The sequence below is a fragment of the Salinilacustrithrix flava genome, assembly GCF_041228405.1.
GTDB classification, from domain to species: Bacteria; Actinomycetota; Acidimicrobiia; order Acidimicrobiales; family Salinilacustritrichaceae; genus Salinilacustrithrix; species Salinilacustrithrix flava.
The window spans coordinates 1,072,329-1,088,019 of record NZ_CP133888.1; the positions used below are offsets into that span (position 1 = coordinate 1,072,329).

General features: G+C 73.2%; 18 protein-coding genes and 2 tRNA genes. 10 read left to right on the forward strand and 10 right to left on the reverse strand.

Annotated elements, in window-relative coordinates; genetic code table 11:
- Positions 1 to 8 precede the first annotated feature (8 nt).
- Positions 9 to 896 carry a GNAT family N-acetyltransferase gene (locus RGQ06_RS05300; protein ID WP_432427604.1) on the reverse strand — a complete coding sequence of 296 codons (888 nt, stop codon included), beginning with the start codon at positions 894 to 896 and terminating at the stop codon, positions 9 to 11.
- 69 nt (positions 897 to 965) lie between these two features.
- Here RGQ06_RS05300 and RGQ06_RS05305 point away from each other — a divergent pair, with 69 nt between their 5' ends.
- Entirely contained in the window at positions 966 to 1,613 is a 648-nt protein-coding gene (locus tag RGQ06_RS05305; RefSeq protein WP_432427603.1) for a class I SAM-dependent methyltransferase, read from the forward strand.
- Here the strand turns inward: RGQ06_RS05305 and RGQ06_RS05310 are convergent.
- Positions 1,610 to 2,602, reverse strand: a complete 993-nt coding sequence (locus RGQ06_RS05310) for an iron-containing redox enzyme family protein (RefSeq protein WP_432427602.1) — start codon at positions 2,600 to 2,602, stop codon at positions 1,610 to 1,612. The two genes, RGQ06_RS05305 and RGQ06_RS05310, sit on opposite strands and share 4 nt — an antisense overlap.
- Before the next feature lie 99 nt (positions 2,603 to 2,701).
- Positions 2,702 to 3,904 carry a M20 metallopeptidase family protein gene (locus tag RGQ06_RS05315; protein WP_432427601.1) on the reverse strand — a complete coding sequence of 401 codons (1,203 nt, stop codon included), beginning with the start codon at positions 3,902 to 3,904 and terminating at the stop codon, positions 2,702 to 2,704.
- 75 nt (positions 3,905 to 3,979) lie between these two features.
- On the opposite strand from RGQ06_RS05315, the gene RGQ06_RS05320 reads away from it, so the two are divergent.
- A complete protein-coding gene (locus RGQ06_RS05320) occupies positions 3,980 to 4,186 on the forward strand; it encodes a hypothetical protein (RefSeq protein ID WP_432427600.1) in 207 nt (68 codons plus the stop codon).
- Between the two features lies 1 nt (position 4,187).
- Here RGQ06_RS05320 and tpx read toward each other — a convergent pair whose 3' ends face one another.
- The gene (tpx, locus tag RGQ06_RS05325; RefSeq protein ID WP_432427599.1) at positions 4,188 to 4,685 is read right to left on the reverse strand and encodes a thiol peroxidase; all 498 of its coding nucleotides are present in this window, start codon (positions 4,683 to 4,685) and stop codon (positions 4,188 to 4,190) included.
- An 86-nt stretch (positions 4,686 to 4,771) separates the two neighbouring features.
- Here tpx and RGQ06_RS05330 point away from each other — a divergent pair, with 86 nt between their 5' ends.
- Positions 4,772 to 6,250 carry an MFS transporter gene (locus RGQ06_RS05330; protein WP_432427598.1) on the forward strand — a complete coding sequence of 493 codons (1,479 nt, stop codon included), beginning with the start codon at positions 4,772 to 4,774 and terminating at the stop codon, positions 6,248 to 6,250.
- A gap of 38 nt (positions 6,251 to 6,288) precedes the next feature.
- Here the strand turns inward: RGQ06_RS05330 and RGQ06_RS05335 are convergent, their stop codons facing one another.
- Positions 6,289 to 6,789, reverse strand: coding sequence for a CAP domain-containing protein (locus RGQ06_RS05335; protein WP_432427597.1), 501 nt, complete (start codon positions 6,787 to 6,789; stop codon positions 6,289 to 6,291).
- A gap of 141 nt (positions 6,790 to 6,930) precedes the next feature.
- Positions 6,931 to 8,490 carry an alpha-amylase family glycosyl hydrolase gene (locus tag RGQ06_RS05340; protein WP_432427596.1) on the reverse strand — a complete coding sequence of 520 codons (1,560 nt, stop codon included), beginning with the start codon at positions 8,488 to 8,490 and terminating at the stop codon, positions 6,931 to 6,933.
- 57 nt (positions 8,491 to 8,547) lie between these two features.
- Between RGQ06_RS05340 and RGQ06_RS05345 the strand changes: the two genes are divergently transcribed.
- Genes RGQ06_RS05345 through RGQ06_RS05360 form a run of 4 tightly spaced genes read left to right on the forward strand, consistent with a single transcriptional unit; the run spans position 8,548 to position 11,876 of the window.
- A complete protein-coding gene (locus RGQ06_RS05345; protein ID WP_432427595.1) occupies positions 8,548 to 9,045 on the forward strand; it encodes a hypothetical protein in 498 nt (165 codons plus the stop codon).
- Positions 9,042 to 10,160, forward strand: a complete 1,119-nt coding sequence (locus RGQ06_RS05350) for an HTTM domain-containing protein (RefSeq protein ID WP_432427594.1) — start codon at positions 9,042 to 9,044, stop codon at positions 10,158 to 10,160. Before RGQ06_RS05345 ends, RGQ06_RS05350 begins: the two co-directional genes overlap by 4 nt.
- Positions 10,157 to 11,308: a hypothetical protein gene (locus RGQ06_RS05355; protein ID WP_432427593.1), complete on the forward strand. Its 1,152-nt coding sequence runs from the start codon at positions 10,157 to 10,159 to the stop codon at positions 11,306 to 11,308. The genes RGQ06_RS05350 and RGQ06_RS05355 overlap by 4 nt, the downstream gene beginning before the upstream one ends.
- 25 nt (positions 11,309 to 11,333) lie before the next feature.
- Positions 11,334 to 11,876, forward strand: a complete 543-nt coding sequence (locus tag RGQ06_RS05360) for a MarC family protein (RefSeq protein ID WP_432427592.1) — start codon at positions 11,334 to 11,336, stop codon at positions 11,874 to 11,876.
- Positions 11,877 to 11,885: 9 nt separating this feature from the next.
- Here the strand turns inward: RGQ06_RS05360 and gluQRS are convergent, their stop codons facing one another.
- A complete protein-coding gene (gene gluQRS / locus RGQ06_RS05365; RefSeq protein WP_432427591.1) occupies positions 11,886 to 12,806 on the reverse strand; it encodes a tRNA glutamyl-Q(34) synthetase GluQRS in 921 nt (306 codons plus the stop codon).
- 27 nt (positions 12,807 to 12,833) lie between these two features.
- Here gluQRS and RGQ06_RS05370 point away from each other — a divergent pair, with 27 nt between their 5' ends.
- Positions 12,834 to 13,214 (forward strand): HNH endonuclease, encoded by a 381-nt coding sequence (locus tag RGQ06_RS05370; RefSeq protein WP_432427590.1) that lies wholly within the window; start codon positions 12,834 to 12,836, stop codon positions 13,212 to 13,214.
- A gap of 10 nt (positions 13,215 to 13,224) precedes the next feature.
- On the opposite strand, the gene RGQ06_RS05375 is transcribed toward RGQ06_RS05370, so the two are convergent.
- Positions 13,225 to 13,884 (reverse strand): transglycosylase SLT domain-containing protein, encoded by a 660-nt coding sequence (locus tag RGQ06_RS05375; RefSeq protein WP_432427589.1) that lies wholly within the window; start codon positions 13,882 to 13,884, stop codon positions 13,225 to 13,227.
- A gap of 301 nt (positions 13,885 to 14,185) precedes the next feature.
- Between RGQ06_RS05375 and RGQ06_RS05380 the strand changes: the two genes are divergently transcribed.
- A tRNA-Ser gene (locus RGQ06_RS05380) sits at positions 14,186 to 14,277 on the forward strand.
- A gap of 97 nt (positions 14,278 to 14,374) precedes the next feature.
- Positions 14,375 to 14,459 (forward strand) — tRNA-Ser (locus RGQ06_RS05385).
- Positions 14,460 to 14,485: 26 nt separating this feature from the next.
- Here the strand turns inward: RGQ06_RS05385 and RGQ06_RS05390 are convergent.
- Both RGQ06_RS05390 and RGQ06_RS05395 read right to left on the reverse strand, forming a co-directional pair.
- A complete protein-coding gene (locus RGQ06_RS05390; RefSeq protein ID WP_432427588.1) occupies positions 14,486 to 15,316 on the reverse strand; it encodes a sigma-70 family RNA polymerase sigma factor in 831 nt (276 codons plus the stop codon).
- A gap of 74 nt (positions 15,317 to 15,390) precedes the next feature.
- Entirely contained in the window at positions 15,391 to 15,651 is a 261-nt protein-coding gene (locus RGQ06_RS05395; RefSeq protein WP_432427587.1) for a hypothetical protein, read from the reverse strand.
- Positions 15,652 to 15,691: the final 40 nt, after the last annotated feature.

Here is a 15,691-nt window from a genome sequence, read left to right on the forward strand (position 1 = left end):
GCGATCGGTCACTGCTCCCAGGATCGGTAGCCGACGAAGGACACCTCGGGGCGGAACCCGAGGCGCTCGTAGAGGCCACGGGCCGGAGCTCGGTGGTCCTGGACGGTGAGGGACATCCGCCGGAGCGGCGAGCGGGGCAGCAGGTCGCGGGCGACGGCAGCGATCGCCTGCCGGCCGAGGCCGCGCCCGTGGTGGTCGGGGTGGACGACGACGAAGTCGAGGCACGCCTCGCCGTCGTCCTGCAGGTGACCGGATGCGTAGGCCGCCACCCCGCCCGTGCCGTCCGGCACGACCAGGGTCGTCCGGGTGCCGTCGTGTTGGCCGGCGACGAGCTGGTCGGCGGTGGCGTAGGTCCCCGGGAACTCGGTGTCGTGCAGCCCCCGGATGCCCTCGAGGTCGTCAGGCGTGGCGGGGCGCAGGGCGGTGACGTCGATGTCGTCCCACCCGGCCACGATCGCCTCGTCGACGGACAGGGCGTGGTTGACCTCGGTCGTCGACCAACCCCGCGCGGCCGCCAGCTCGGCGAGGTGCTGGTTGGCGACGTCGCCCGACAGCTCGTGGCGGGTGATCGCCGGCGGCACCTGCGCGAGCGCAGCGTCGAGGAGCTCCCCGGCGACGGCGAGCCAGCGGTCGCCGTCGTGGATCACCCACGGGCCCATGATCCACGAGCGGCCGACCTCATCGTCCCACTCCACAGCGACCGCACCCACCAGCCGATCGCCCTCCCAAGCGATCCGCGCGGTGGTGGTCCACGCCGGCTCGAGGCCCTCCAGCTCGGCGGCCACGCCCTCCGGCTCCGTGCCGAGGTAGGCGACGTTGCGGTCGGGCCGGCGCTGCTGGGCGACGATGAAGGCGGCGACCTCCGCGAGCTCGTCGGCGGCCGGTGACGTGATCATCGGGCAGACGCTAGGGCCGCTCCCGGGCGGCTCGGCCAGCGAATTCGCGGAGCGCCATAACCTCACGACGTGCCCGGCACGATCGACCGCCTCCCCGACCTCGAGATCCCCGGTCACCGACCGTCACGGCCCGACGGCGCCGACCACCCGATGCGGGTGATGACCCGCCGTGCCGCCGGGCTGCAGCCACCGCCGTGGGACGCCCGCGCCCGGCACGAGGTGGCAGCGCTGTTCGACGGCCTGGCCCCGGAGTGGCACACCCGCACATCGCCGGAGCGGGCCCGGGTCGTCACCGACGCCCTCGACCGCGGCCAGGTCGGCACCGGCGCCACCGCGCTGGAGCTCGGGAGCGGGATCGGCGCCTACACCGCGACGCTGGGCGCGCGCTTCGGCGAAGTCGTCGCGATGGACCTCTCCCTGGAGATGCTCCGCCTGGCGGCGGACGGACCGGGGCACCGGGTGCTGGCCGACGCGCACCGCCTTCCGCTCACCGACGCCAGCGTCGACGCCGTGGTGCTGGTGAACATGCTGCTGTTCCCAGACGAGGTGGATCGCGTCCTTCGCCCGGAGGGCTGCGTGGTCTGGGTGAACTCGAGCGGCGAGTCCACGCCGATCCACCTCATGCCCGACGAGGTCGTCGAGGCACTCCCGGGGTCGTGGACGGGCACATGGGCGCGGGCCGGGACCGGGCTGTGGAGCGTGCTGCGCCGGGCCTAACCGGCGACGGCCGCCACGAGCGGCTCGGCGCTGGCCGCATCGGCGAACCGCTGCGCCATGTCGGCGAAGAACACCGCGTTGGCGGCGGATCGCCACCGAGCGCCGCGCACGATGCCGGCGGCCCAGCGCGGGTCGTCGGCGAGCGGGGCGATGGCGTTGTCGAGCCAGGCCTTGCCGTGGTGCGGGTCGACGTCGCGGTGCTCGACGTAGAACGGGTACGCGCCAGCGGGGGCATCGAGGCGATCGAAGGCCTTCACGACCTGGCGGCAGCGCGGTCCGGCCTGCAGCTCGAGCAGGCCGAGGGCGCCGACCATCTCCGGCTGGAGCACCCGGTTGGTGGCGAGGATGCCGCCGAGCGAGGACCGCAGCAGTGCGCTGGTGGGCAGTGCCGCCCGCGGCACCCGCGGCATGTCGATGGCTTCGCAGAGGTCGTGGTGGAGCTCGGTGTGGATCTCGTCCAGCTCGCCCCGGCCCATCTCGTCCCAGTAGTTGCGGGCCAGCTCGAGCTTCGGCTCACCTCGCAGACCGATCTGGCAGGCGGCCACGAGGTCGTCGAAGCCGGCGTCGGGCCCGCCCTCCAGGGCCAGGAAGTCGACGAGCCCGTCCCAGGTCGCATCGTCGGCCACCCACTCGTAGACCCGGGGGACGAGGTCTTCACGGGCGATGGCGCGCATGGTGGCGACCGCATCGTCGTCGCCGTCGCTGGCGTCACCCTCGATCATCGCGTCGAGCTCGGCCAGCACGTCGTGCTCGAGGCGGGTCTTCAGCGCGGCCACGGCGGGGTGGTGCTGCCAGCGGACCGCGTCGCCGACCCGGTCGATGTCGCCGACGTGGAGATCGTGGACGACCTGCAGGGTCAGGAGCCGGTCGCGCTCGTCACGGGGGTCGGCACCAGCAAGCTCGTCGAGGGCGGCGGCACCGGTGCGCAGCGCGTGCTGCAGCTTGTCGACGAGGGTCCGTGGGATCGTCGTCGTGGCAACGGGGAGCATCTGCCTTCCGATACCCGCGACGCCGGAGGAACCAGACCTCGGCGCGTGTTCCGTGGCCGCTGCCAGAACGCCCGGGATGGGTCGTCGGCGGCGCTGCGCTCAGCGGGGGGCCAGTTCGTCGAGGGCGGTGGCGGCGTACAGGGCGACCCCGACGGCCATGGCGTCCTCATCGATCACCATGCGGTTCGAGTGGTTCGGGGCCACGGTGTGCCAGCTCTGGCCGGGCGGGCACGTGCCGAGGAACGCCATGGCGCCGGGCACCTGCTGCAGCACGTAGCTCCAGTCCTCGGCGCCCATCACCGGGTTCGGCATCTCCACGACGAGGTCGGGGTCCACGATGCGCCGGGCGACGTCGCCCACCCAGGCTGCGGCGTCGGCGTCGTTCACCGTGACGGGGAAGCCGGCGTCGATGCGGAAGCGGACCTCCATGTCGTGGGCGGCGGCGATGTTGGTGGCGATCCGCTCCAGCTCGGCGTGCACCAGGGAGCGCGTCCGCTCGGACACAGCGCGGATGGTGCCGACGAGGCGGGCCGTCTCGGGGATGACGTTGTTGGTGGAGCCGGCCCGGATGCTGCCGACCGTGACCACGGCGGGGTCGAACACGTCGACCCGGCGGGTCACCAGGGTCTGGAACGCGCCGACCATGGCGCAGGCCACCGGCACCGGGTCGTTGGCGTGGTGGGGCATGGCCGCGTGGCCGCCGCGACCGACCACCTCGACCACGAACTCGTCGGCCGACGCCAGCAGCGGGCCGGCCTTGGTGGCGACCATCCCCGACGGGAAGCTGGGCGACTGGTGGATGGCGAAGGCCCGGGTGACGTTGATGCCGTCGAGCAGGCCCTCCTCCAGCATGTGCCGGGCCCCGTGGTGGCCCTCCTCGCCGGGCTGGAACATGAAGACGACCTTGCCGGTGAGGTCGTCGGACCGGTCGGCGAGCAGGCGGGCAGCCGAGGCGAGCATCGCCGTGTGAGCATCGTGGCCGCAGGCGTGCATGGCCCCGTCGACCTCCGACGCGTAGTCCAGGCCCGTGTCCTCCGGCATCGGGAGGGCGTCCATGTCGCCGCGCAGCAGCATCGTGCCCCCGGGCCGGCCGGTGTCGAGGGTGGCGGTCACCGACGTCACCGAGGTGCCGGTGCGCACGTCGAAGCCGAGGTCCCCGATGGCGTCGAGCACGGCGCCCTGGGTGCGGGGAAGGTCGTTGCCGATCTCGGGGTGCCGGTGCAGGTCGCGGCGCAGCGCGACGGTGTCGGGCTGCACGGCCCGGGCGGCATCGAGCAGGTCGGAGGTCGGGGCGGCGGTCACGGCGCGACCCTAGGCAGCGCGGCGCGAGCAGCGGCGCCCGGACTGGGCACCGCGGCGAACGGGAAACGATCCCCCATGACCGCAGACTCCGACGACACCATCCCCGAGCGCGTCGAGGACGACGAGCTCGAGGACCCCACCACGGACGAGGACGAGGACGAGTCCGTGATCGACCGGCTGCGCGGCTCCGGCGCCGGCGTCGAGGACCCCGAGATCGTCGGCGACGCGCACCCCGGCATCGTCGACGCCGAGATCGCGGAGGACGAGCCCCCGCAGACGTGAGCTACTGCAGGACCTTGATGGCTGCGTCGTAATCGGGCTCCTGCGCGATCTCGGGCACGAGCTCGCGATGGAGCACGGTGCCGTCGCCGTCGAGGACCACCACGGCCCGGGCGGCGACGCCGGCGAGCTTGCCGTCGGTCATCCGCACGCCGTAGTCGTCGAGGAAGCTCGAGCGGAACGTGGAACCGGTGACCACGTTCTCGATGCCCTCGGCCCCGCAGAAGCGGGCGGCGGCGAAGGGCAGGTCGGCGGAGACGCACACGACGGTGGTGTCGTCGAGGTCGGCGGCCCGCTCGTTGAAGGCGCGCACCGACGTGGCGCACACGGCGGTGTCGACGCTCGGGAAGATGTTGAGGACGACGCGCTGACCGGCGAGGTCGTCGGAGCTGACCGGCATGAGGTCGCTCTTGATCAGCTCGAACGCGGGGGCCTTGGCGCCCTGCTCCGGGAGCTCGCCGTTGGTGTGGACGGCGTTTCCGCCAAGGGTGATCTCTGCCATGGCGGCCGTTCTATCGGATCGCAGGCCCCGTCCCTCCTCGCCTGCGGGCTGCGGATCGCTCGATAACAGTCGTTACGGTGGGACCGGTGACCCCGCCCGCCCAGCACCGGGAGCGCGTCCAGGCGCGGCTGACCGACTCCGACCGGTACCCCCGGTGGGTGCTGCTCACCGCGCTGGCCGGCATGTTCGCCACCACCTTCCCGGTGACCCTGCTCGCCGTGAGCATCCCGACCATCGCCGAGGACTTCGGGGCCCCCCAGACGCTCGTGGCCTGGGTGATCTCCGGGCCGCTGCTGGCCTCGGCGGTGGCGCTGCCCATCCTCGGCAAGCTCGGCGACCTCTACGGCCAGCGGCGCGTCTTCCTCGTCGGCTTCGTCGTCTCCACGATCGTCACCGCGCTCACCACCCTGGCGTGGGACCCGTACTCGCTCATCGTCCTGCGTGGCCTCGCGGTCGTGGTCGGCGCCGCCACCATCCCGTCCTCGATGGCGCTGATCAACTCGGTGCACGCGCCGGCGCAGCGAGCCAAGGCCATGGGGTGGTGGTCCCTCGTCGCCGCCGGCTCGCCTGCGATCGGGCTCATCATCGGCGGACCGCTCATCGATGCCATCGGCTGGCGGCCCCTGTTCGGGGTCCAGGCCGTCCTCTCCGTCATCCCGGTCGTGGTCGCGTGGCTGGTGCTGCGCGAGACCACGCCACGTCGCGACGTGGGCTTCGACGTGCCCGGAGCCGCGGTCCTGGCGCTCGGCGCGGGCGGCATCATGCTCGCCCTCAACCAGCTGCCGGACCGCGGTGCAGACCCGCTGGTCGCCGCTGCGGCCGCCGTCGGTCTGGCCGGTCTGGTGGCCTTCGTCGCCGTCGAGCGCCGGGTGGCCTACCCGCTGCTGCCGCTCGAGCTGTTCCGGCGGCGCAACTTCACCGCCTCCATGCTCGGGTCGCTGTTCTCCGGCGCCGCGTACATGGGCGGCTTCGTGCTGGCGCCGCTGCTGCTGCAGTCGGTGTTCGGCTACTCCGTCGCAGCCAGCTCGTTCATCATGCTGCTGCGGCCGGCGTCGTTCTCGGCGACGTCGCCCGTGGGGGGTTGGCTGGCCACCCGCATCGGCGAGCGTCCCGTCGCCGTGTTCGGTGCCACCGCCATCGCCTGTGCCCTGCTCGCCCTCGCCTTCGGCGCCAGCGAGGAGCTGGTCGTGCTGGTCATGGGTGCGCTCGTGCTGCAGGGCATCGGCAACGGCACCGCCCAGCCGACGCTCACCGCCACCCTGTCCAACTCGGTCGAGGAGCACGACCTCGGCGTGGCCGCAGCGGCGCAGCGCATGATGTTCCAGGTCGGCGCCGCCCTCGGCATCACCGTCATGATCTCGGTGTACGGCGGCACCGGGCAGGCGTCGGACTTCTTCAACGGCTACGCCGTCGGCGCGCTGCTCGGCATCGCCGCCATCGTGTTCTCCTGGTTCATCCGCTCGACGCCGCGGGAGTCCGGCTCCGACGTGGACGACGTCTCGGCCGAGACCGCCGCCGGCGCGACCCCGCCCGCCGCCCCGATCTCGGTCACGGCCGGCGACTGAGCACCGACGCCGCCCTGAGACCGGGGAGCGGAGCGGCCTCAGCCGAGGTCGACGAACACCTGCACCGTGTAGACGGTCCCGTCAGCGGCGACGGCGTGGCCGGCGCCCATCCGGTCCCACCGGCGGTCGAGGATGTTGGCCCGGTGGCGGGACGAGCCCATGTAGCCGTCGTGGACGCTGCGGATGCTCGACCCCCGGCCGACGTTCTCGGCGACGGCCACCCAGGGCACGCCGTCCAGCCCGGAGCTGAGCGTCGAGTGGGAGAGCGAACCGTTGGCCGCGAGCCGGTCGGCCCAGGCCTGGGCCTTGAGGCGGACGACGAGGTCGTCGCCCACCGCGTGCACGCCGGCGGCTCGGCGACTCTCGTTGACGTGGGCGCGCACCGACTCCTGGGGTGGGGTCGGGTCGCACGCCGCGAGGCCGAGGACCAGGAGCGGGGCGGCCAGGGCGAGCGCCAGGCGCTTCGGACGTCGACGCCGACGGGAATCGTCGGTGGGGGCGGGCGGGGCGAGCCGGGGCGCGCGCGTGCTGATCGACATGGGGAAACGGACTCCTCGGGTGTGCACGTGGGGTTGCACCGCTGCCCGCGTCCCTCGACGACGACGGTAGCCCATCGACCGTCACCTGTTCGCAATCCAACCGCAACGAGTTCGCGCGCTGGCGCGAACCCGCTGGTCAGGTCACGGCTGCAGCACCACGGCCTCGTCCGGACCGAGCCGACCGCTGAAGGGGCGCCCGGCACCGAGGCCGTTCGAAGCGACCACCACGGTGCCGGCGAGGTCGGTGACGTCGGCCGGGGCGTCCCCGAAGTTCACCGCCACGATGCGCTCGTCGTCGCCGTGGATCCGTCGGTAGGCGAGCACGTCGTCGGTGCGGGCGAGCAGCTCGAGGCTGCCCTGCTGCAGCGCCGGTGAGGCCTTCCGGGCCGCCAGCAGCTGCTTGTAGAGGGCGAGCACCGACGTCGAGTCCGCCCGCTGGGCCTCGACGGACCGCGCTCCCGCATCGGGTGGGAAGGGCAGCCACGTGTCCTCACCCCAGCCGTGCGGCGCCTCGATGGTCCACGGGATCGGGGCGCGGCAGCCGTCGCGACCGCCCGGGTCGACCTCGGTGCCGGCGGGGATGACCGCATCCTCGAGTCCGAGCTCCTCCCCCTGGTACAGCGACGGCGTGCCCCGCACGGTGAGGAGCAGCACCGCAGCCGAGCGAGCCCGGGCCTCGCTGCCGCCGTAGCGGGTGCGCTGCCGTGGGTTGTCGTGGTTGGAGAGCACGTACGACGGCCACGTGGCGTCGTGGTCGGCGTAGGCGTCCTCCATGCCGGCGATGAGGAGGTGCCACTGGTCGCGGTCCCACTTCGTGCCGATGGACACGAAGTTCACCGTGCAGCTCACGCCGTCGCCGTCCCCGCAGTAGGACGCCTGCTGCTCGAGGTCGCCGGTGACGACCTCGCCCACGACCAGGCGCTCGACCTCGGGCGGATCGACGAGCGCACGGATCCGGCGGATGAGCGGCATCGCCGTCTCGTGGTGGGTGAGCACGACGTGGGCGATGCCCTCCATGCGCTCGGGGACGTCCCGGGGCTCGGGGTCCTTGCCGATGGCGTTGATGACGTCGATGCGGAACCCGTCCACGCCCCGGTCGAGCCAGAAGCGCAGCACGTCGTGCTGGGCCGCCTCGACCGCCGGGTTGGACCAGTTCAGGTCGGGCTGCTCCGGCAGGAACAGGTGCAGGTAGTACTGCCCGGAGGCCTCGTCGAGCTCCCAGGCGGACTCCTCGGTGAACGACGCGGTCCAGTTGAACGGGGGGCCACCGCCGGGCGCGGGATCGGCCCAGATGAACCAGTCGCGCCGCTCGGAGTCCGGGTCGGAGACGGCCTCGACGAACCACGGGTGGTCGCTGGAGACGTGGTTCGGGACGAAGTCGACGATGAGGCGGATGCCGCGCTCGTGCAGCGCCTCGACGAGGGCGTCGAAGTCCTCGAGCGTGCCGAACACCGGGTCGATGGCGCAGTGGTCGCTGACGTCGTAGCCGTTGTCACGCATGGGGGACTCGTAGAACGGCGACATCCAGACGCAGTCGACGCCGAGGTCGGCGATGTGGTCGACCTTCGAGAGGATGCCGGGCAGGTCACCCACGCCGTCGCCGTCCGCATCGGCGAAGGAGCGCGGGTACACCTGGTACACCACGGCGGTCTTCCACCAGGGCAGGTCGTGGGTGGTCTCGGTCGGCTGGGTCGGCGCCACGGGCGGACCCTACCGATGCCCGCGAGGGCCGCCGCCGACGCGCCACACTCGTCCGGCGTGGAGCAGCACGCGCCCGGGGCAGGCGCCGCCGGGTCCGAGCGGATCGTGCGCCCCCGCTGGCGGGCGAGGCTGGTGCGGGGCTTCGTCGCCGTGGTGCTCGTCGGCCACGCCGTGCTCCTGGTCCGGGGCTACGCCGACCCGCACAAGTTCTTCGCGTTCCAGCCCTTCAACGAGTCCTCGACGTGGCGTGCTGACATCGTGCGGGTGACCGCCGACGGTCGCCGGGTGCCGATCGAGGAGCCGTGGCCCGGCGGCTACGACTGGGACGAGCTGGTCCGGTGGGGCGTCCTCGAGCGGCCCGGCACCATGCGCCACGCCTACTCCGGCCTCGGCACCTCGCTGGACTTCCTCGACGACGCCCTCGACTGGGTGGCCGACCACACCCCGGAGGACGACGAGACGCTCTACCTGGAGGCGACGACCGAGGCCTACCGGAACACCCGGGGCCCGGAGGTCCGCGTGTACCGCAGCGAGCTGCGGGAGGAAGCCCGGTGAGCGCCACCACGACGGAACCGGTCCGGGACGAGCCGACGCTGTCGGACCGGATCGACGACGTGTTCGACCGCCCGGCCTCGGTCCGCTCGCTCGCCGTGCTGCGCCTGGCGCTCGGGCCCGTCGTGGTGGTCCACCTCTGGCCGTTCCTCGCCGACACCCTCGCCGGCACCACCTACGAGGACCACTTCTGGGTCCGCTGGTGGGGCTTCGTCCCCGAGGTGCCCGGCGCGGTGCAGGTCGCGCTGGTGTGGACGGGTGCGGTCGCCGCCGTGGGGCTGTCGCTCGGCTGGCGCACCCGGCTGGTCGCGCCGATCACCTTCGTCTGCGTGGCCGGAAACCTCTTCCTCTCCCAGCACCACTTCCGGCACAACCGGGCGTTCCTGCTGTTCCTGCTGGCCGCCGTCGCGCTGGCCGACAGCGGGCGGGTGCTGTCGCTGGACGCCCGCCGGCGGCGGGCCCGCACCGGCACATCCCCGGGCGACCCGGGCGACGACCTCGGCACGGTCTGGCCGCTTTGGCTGCTGCGGATCCTGGCCGCCAGCGTCTACCTCGCGTCGGGGTTCTCCAAGCTCATCGACCCGGACTGGTCGGGCGGGCTCGTGCTCTGGGATCGCGCCGTGCGCCACCAGCACCTGGTGCGCGAGCGGGTGCCCGAACCCATCGCCGATGCCGTCGTGGACCTGGTGACGGCCCGCTGGGTGCACACGATCACGTCGCCCATCGCCGTCGCCATGGAGCTGTTCATCGGGATCGCCATCTGGTTCGGGCGCACCCGCCTGGCCGCGATCTGGGTCGCCATCTTCTTCCACCTCTCCATCGAGCTGTCGGCGTCGGTGGAGGTGTTCAGCCTCGCCGCCATCGTCGCCCTCGTGATCTGGGCGACGCCGTCGACCCGGGACCGCGTCGCCGTCGTCCCGGACGCGACGTGGGTCCGCCGGCTCGACTGGTTGGCCCGGTTCGACGTCCGCGAGGAGCCCGGCGCCGAGCTCCGCGTCATCGATCGGGACGGCACCGTGCACACCGGCGGCACCGCTCGCTGGGTCCTGTGGAGCAGGCTTCCCCTCGTGTTCCCGTTCGTCGCCGTCGCCCACGCCCTGCGCCGGGTGCGCCCGTGAACGTCCGTCGCCGCACCACGCGGGCCCTCGTGGCCTGGGCCGTGGGCGCCGCGATCATGCGGCTGACGCTGTGGGCGCCCGAGGTCTGCCCGCCGATCGCCCGCTCCGAGGCGCGGTTGGCCGCGACCCAGGCGGCGGACTGGATCGTCCGCAACCAGACCGACGACGGCGAGTTCCTCTACGACTTCCACCGCGGCCGGGACGAGTCCAGCGACGACTACAACCTGGTCCGCCACGCCGGCGTGACCATGAGCCTCTACCAGCTGGTCCGGGGCGGTGAGGTCCAGTACCTGGACGCCGCGGACCGGGGCGTCCAGTGGATGACCGAGCGCCTGCAGCCCACCGGCGGTGGCGGGCGCGCCTTCACCGATGTGCGCCGGGCCAAGCTCGGCGCGTCCTCCCTGCTCGTCGTCTCGCTCGCCCAGCGCCGGCTGGCCACATCAGACACCCAGCACGACCAGCTGATGCGCGACCTGGGCACGTTCCTCGTCGAGCAGCAGCGCGCCGACGGGTCGATGCTCAACTTCCACGACATCGAGACCGGCGAGCCCGTGCCCGACCAGACCTCGGTGTTCGCCACCGGCGAGGCGCTGTGGGCGCTCGCCCTGCTGCACGAGGCGTTCCCCCAGCTCGGCTTCGACGAGCCGGCCTGGCGGACCCTCGACTACATGGCCACCAGCCGGGACCTGGACGAGGACATCTTCCCCCAGCCGTGGCCGGACCAGTGGGCGGCGTACTCGCTCGGCGAGATGGGCGACTGGGGCCTGGCCGATGCCCACATCGACTACGCCCGGCGCCTCATCGAGCGCTTCGCCATGATCATCCGCTTCGACGCCCAGCGCGGGTCGACCTACGGATCGATCACCCACGGCCCCGCGCCCCGGGGCGGTGGGGTCGGCACCTGGCTGGAGGGGCTGGGCGCGCTCCGGACGCTCACCGTCACCGACGAGCGCCTCGCCGACCTCGAGGACCCGCTCGAGGAGACCTTGGCCTGCGCCGCCGGCGTGCTCGCCGAGCGCCAGGTCGAACCCGGCGAGGACGTCTCCGCACGAGAGGCCGGCGCCTGGTTCTACGACGACCTCACCCGCATGGACGACCAGCAGCACGCCGCGTCCGGCCTGCTGCTCTCGCTGCCCGTCCTCCCCTGACCTCGATCTCCAAGGACGCCCCACCGTGATCATCGCACTCCTCGGCTTCGTCGCCACCGTGAACCCGGCCGCCGCCGCGCTCGCCCTCGTCCGGGACCGACGCACGGACCGGCCCCGATCGGTGACCGCCGGCGTCGTCGTCGCCGCGACCGTGCTGGTGGCGCTGGCGGCCGCGGCGGATCCGATCCTCGACCTGCTCGACATCAACCTCGGCACCTACCGGTTGGGCGCCGGCGTCGTCATCGCCGTGGCCGGGCTCCGGTGGCTGGTCGCCGGCCCGGCGCCGGCGTGCGAGGAGCCCGACGAAGACCGCCGCCTCGCCGGCTTCGTGGCGTTCCCGGTGCTGCTCACCCCGGGCGCCGTGGTGCTCGCCGTCTCGGTCGGGGCCGAGCACGGCTGGATCGAGGCCGCCGTCGGCATCGTCGTCGCCGTCATCCTCGGCGGCCTCGGCCTCTACCTGCGCCGCTCGATGCCCCACCTGTTCATGGCCGGGCTCGTGCGCATGCTCGGCGCGGCGGCGACGGTGCTCGGCGTCATCATCGCCGTGGACGGCGTCCGCACCCTCTAGCTCGCCGGTTCACATCGGCGCGTCGAACACCCACGGTTCGCGGGGGACCTCGTCGGGATCGAACCGGGCCAGGAGGGTGGCGGCGTCGACGCGCTCGCCCCTCGACGCCAGGCCGAGCGATGCGCCCATGCGACCGAGCAGGTCGGTCGCTTCGATGCCGTGCACCGCCAGCTCGCTGCGGGTGACCGACCCGTGCCGCTTGGCCAGGCGCTCGCCGTCGGGGCCGACCACCAGCGGGACGTGCACCCACCGCGGGCGGGGCAGGCCGAGCCGGTCGCACAGCCAGGCCTGGCGGGGCGTGCCCTCGAGCAGGTCGTCGCCGCGGACGACCTCGGCGATGCCCTGGTGGGCGTCGTCGACCACCACGGCCAGGTTGTACGCCGGGACGCCATCGCCGCGGCGGACGACGAAGTCGTCCACGACGCCGGTGTGCTCGCCGTGCAGCCGGTCGCGGACGGTGACCACGGCGTCGTCGGCCCGGACCCGCAGCGACGGGGGGCGCTCGGGCCGGGTCGCGGCGCGGTCGGCCCGCTCTGCGTCGGTGAGGTGGCGGCACGTGCCCGGGTAGGCGCCCTCGGGGAGCGGGCCGTGCGCGGCCTGGGACGCCTCCCGGATCTCCCGGCGGGAGCAGAAGCAGGGGTAGAGCGCGCCGTCGGCCTCGAGCTGGGCGATGGCGGCCTCGTGGCGGGCGCGGGTGTCCGGGTCGGACTGGCGCAGCACCGGGCCGTCGTGGTGCAGCCCGAGGGCGGCGATGTCGCCGAGGTGCTCCCCGACCAGCTCCTCGCGGCTGGCGACCGGGTCCAGGTCCTCGACCCGCACCAGGAAGCGCCCGCCGTCGACCCGCGCGTACAGCCAGGACAGCAGGGCCGTGCGCAGGTTCCCCACGTGCAACGACCCGGTGGGGCTGGGGGCGAAGCGACCGTCGGCCATGGCGGCCGAGCCTACGATCGCCCTGCCGTGCCCCCGCCGCCGCTGAACCGTCGCGACCGCCTCGCCGAGATCCTCGAGCGCGACGGGGCCTGCTGCGTCTGGTGCGGGCGCGACGTCGGCACCGACCTGGTGCGGGCCACGACCGAGCACGTCGTGCCCCGGGTGAAGGGCGGGCCGTCGTGGTTGGAGAACGAGGTGGCGGCGTGCGCCCGCTGCAACCGCCAGCGGGGCAACCGGACGCCGGCGGAGTGGCTCGACGAGTGCGCCGCGCGCGGCTGGGACCCGTCACCGGCCACCATCCTCGCCAGCCTCGAGCGGCTCGAGTCCGCCATCGAGGAGCGGGGTGGCCAGCGACGGGCCCGTCGCTACCTGGACAGCCAGCTGCGCCGGCTGCGGAACCGGGCCTGAGCCCGCGGGCTCACCGAGCGCAGGTCCAGGGGCCCCAGCCCTGCTGGGCGTAGAGGTGCCGGGCGTAGATCGTGTTCAGCTCGGGGTCGTACACCGAGGACCACGGGGCTCCGGTGACGGCCTCGAACTGGCCGCGGTGCACGATGTTGATCTGGAACAGGCCGTGGTCGTTGGTGGGGCTCACGGCGCCGGGGTTCATGCCGGACTCGCACTTCGCGATGCGGATGGCCGCGGGCGCCGCCGAGCCGAAGTGGCGGTGGATGATGCCCTCCAGGGAGCCGGCCGGGGCGGTGGCGGCGGCTGCGGCACGGCGCTGCTCGGCCTCCCGGGCCTCGTTCGCCTCGATCGCAGCGGCCAGCCGGGCCAGGTTCTCGGCCTCGATCGCGGCGGCGAGGCGCTGCAGGTTCTCGGCCTCGATGGCGGCGGCGAGGACCTCGAGGTCACGGGCCTCCTGGGCCGCGACCGCCTCGGCGGCGATCCGATCGCCCACGTCGGTGAGGGCGTCGCGGACGGCGACCCCGTCGACGTCGGTCGGGGCGTCTGCGGCTGCCGTCTGCACGACCTGGCCGGACCGGCCGGCGTCGTCGGCGCCGGCGGCGGGCCAGGTGAAGGCGGCGAGGCTCAGCGCGATGGCGAGGCCGGCGGCGGCACGGATGGTGGTCTTGGACATGGGGGTCCTTTCCGCCGGTGCAGGCGCGCGCCTGGACGCCGGCGAGGGGCATCGGGGGGAAGGCGGCAGGTCCGGTGTCCGGGGAGGGTTCCCCGGTGCTCGATCGCGCTGGCGACCCGGGACGGGTGCGCAGCGGCGCGCTCAGCGACCAGCAGCTGGTTCGATGTTGCAAAGTCTCTGCCGTTTGCAACGGAAATGCAACATTCGGCGTTCGTGAACCTGGTCACAAGGAGCGAACGGCACACCCGGCCGCCCCCTTCGGCCGTCCCCGTCCGAGGGGACTATCCTCCGTCGTTCGTCTGGAGTGGTGACCGAGTCAGGCCGAAGGTGCTTCCCTGCTAAGGAAGTGAGGGTTCACGCTCTCCGAGGGTTCGAATCCCTCCCACTCCGCCAACGAGCTCGGTTCTGGCCTACATCCGTGCCACCTGGTGGTCACCGATGTAGGCCAGAACGACGGGCGGGCGGCGTCGCGGTAGCCTGCCGGATCCCAGGAGGGGTGCCAGAGCGGACGAATGGAACGGTCTTGAAAACCGTCGAGCCTTCGGGTTCCGCGGGTTCGAATCCCGCCCCCTCCGCTCCTCTCTCCCTGACCGACGCCTGCTCAGGCGGCCAGCTCGAGCTCCCGCGCTGCGTCGCGCAGCTCGTCCAGGGCCCGCTTCACCAACCGGCGAGCGGCCTCGGCCGTGACGCCGAGCTCCTCGCCGACCTCGCGGAAGCTGCGCTCGCGGCCGTCGGCCAGGCCGAGGCGCAGGCGCACCGCCGTCCGGGAGCGCGGGCTGAGCTCGTCGAGGAGGGTGAGCACCAGCTGCTGGTGGAGCTGCTGCACGGCTGCAGCCTCCGGACCCTGCTCGTCGCCGGCGATGAGGTCGCCGAAGTCACCGTCGCCGGCGTCGCCGAGGGGCTTGTCGAGGCTGGTCGGCGACGTGAGCCGCTGCAGCTCGGCCAGGTCGGCGTCGAGCTCGACGTCGTTGGCGTCGGCCGCGCGCACCGCGGCTCGCAGCTGCGCTGACCGGTCGCCGGGCAGGCGGATCAGGCTGGACTTCTGGTCCAGGGCCCGACCGATGGACTGGCGGATCCAGAACGTGGCGTAGGTCGAGAACTTGAAGCCCTTGCGCCAGTCGAACTTGTCGACGGCGTGCTCGAGGCCCAGGTTGCCCTCCTGGATCAGGTCGAGCAGCTCCATGCCGGTCGGCAGGGGGTATCGCTTGGCCAGGCTCACGACCAGGCGCAGGTTGGCCCGGATGAACTCGTCCTTGGCGCGAGCGCCCAGCCGGGCGGCGCGCTTCAGCTCGACGTCCACCTCGCCGGCGTCGAGCCGCTCCCGGGCGGCCCGACCGGCCTCGATCCGCTGCGCGAGCTCCCGCTCCCGGGCGGCATCGAGGAGCGGCACCTGGCCGATCTCGTGCAAGTACTGACCTACGGAATCCTTCATGTCCTTCACCTCACGAAGAAGAACATCCCCGGCCCGGTCGCCATTCCGATCCGGGTCGGTTTCTCGGCTCCCCGTCAGAGGACCTGGCCGAGATCCTGGAACGCGGCCTGCACGAGCTGGCTCAGCGTGACGACGGTCACCAGGACCAGCACGACGCCGACCGCCTTGCCGAGGTGGATCTGCTGCGTGCGGTCCTGGGCCAGCGCGCCCGCGGATGCCTCCAGCGACCGGATGGCGCGACGGGCGTCGACCATCGCTGCGTCTGCGGCGCCGCCCGCAGGCGCGTCCCACCAGTCGTCGTCGAGCCACACATCTGCGAGCGCGTCCCGCTCCATCGCCATGCCCTCCCAGCGGCTGGCGCCCTGCGGCGCCTCG

Excerpts from the sequence above, each read along its gene's own strand:
- RGQ06_RS05310 (WP_432427602.1), bottom strand. The coding sequence starts at position 2,602 with ATGCTCCCCGTTGCCACGACGACGATCCCACGGACCCTCGTCGACAAG.
- RGQ06_RS05320 (WP_432427600.1), top strand. The coding sequence starts at position 3,980 with ATGACCGCAGACTCCGACGACACCATCCCCGAGCGCGTCGAGGACGAC.
- RGQ06_RS05375 (WP_432427589.1), bottom strand. The coding sequence starts at position 13,884 with ATGTCCAAGACCACCATCCGTGCCGCCGCCGGCCTCGCCATCGCGCTG.
- RGQ06_RS05300 (WP_432427604.1), bottom strand. The coding sequence starts at position 896 with ATGATCACGTCACCGGCCGCCGACGAGCTCGCGGAGGTCGCCGCCTTC.
- tpx (WP_432427599.1), bottom strand. The coding sequence starts at position 4,685 with ATGGCAGAGATCACCCTTGGCGGAAACGCCGTCCACACCAACGGCGAG.
- gluQRS (WP_432427591.1), bottom strand. The coding sequence starts at position 12,806 with ATGGCCGACGGTCGCTTCGCCCCCAGCCCCACCGGGTCGTTGCACGTG.
- RGQ06_RS05395 (WP_432427587.1), bottom strand. The coding sequence starts at position 15,651 with ATGGAGCGGGACGCGCTCGCAGATGTGTGGCTCGACGACGACTGGTGG.
- RGQ06_RS05390 (WP_432427588.1), bottom strand. The coding sequence starts at position 15,316 with ATGAAGGATTCCGTAGGTCAGTACTTGCACGAGATCGGCCAGGTGCCG.
- RGQ06_RS05335 (WP_432427597.1), bottom strand. The coding sequence starts at position 6,789 with ATGTCGATCAGCACGCGCGCGCCCCGGCTCGCCCCGCCCGCCCCCACC.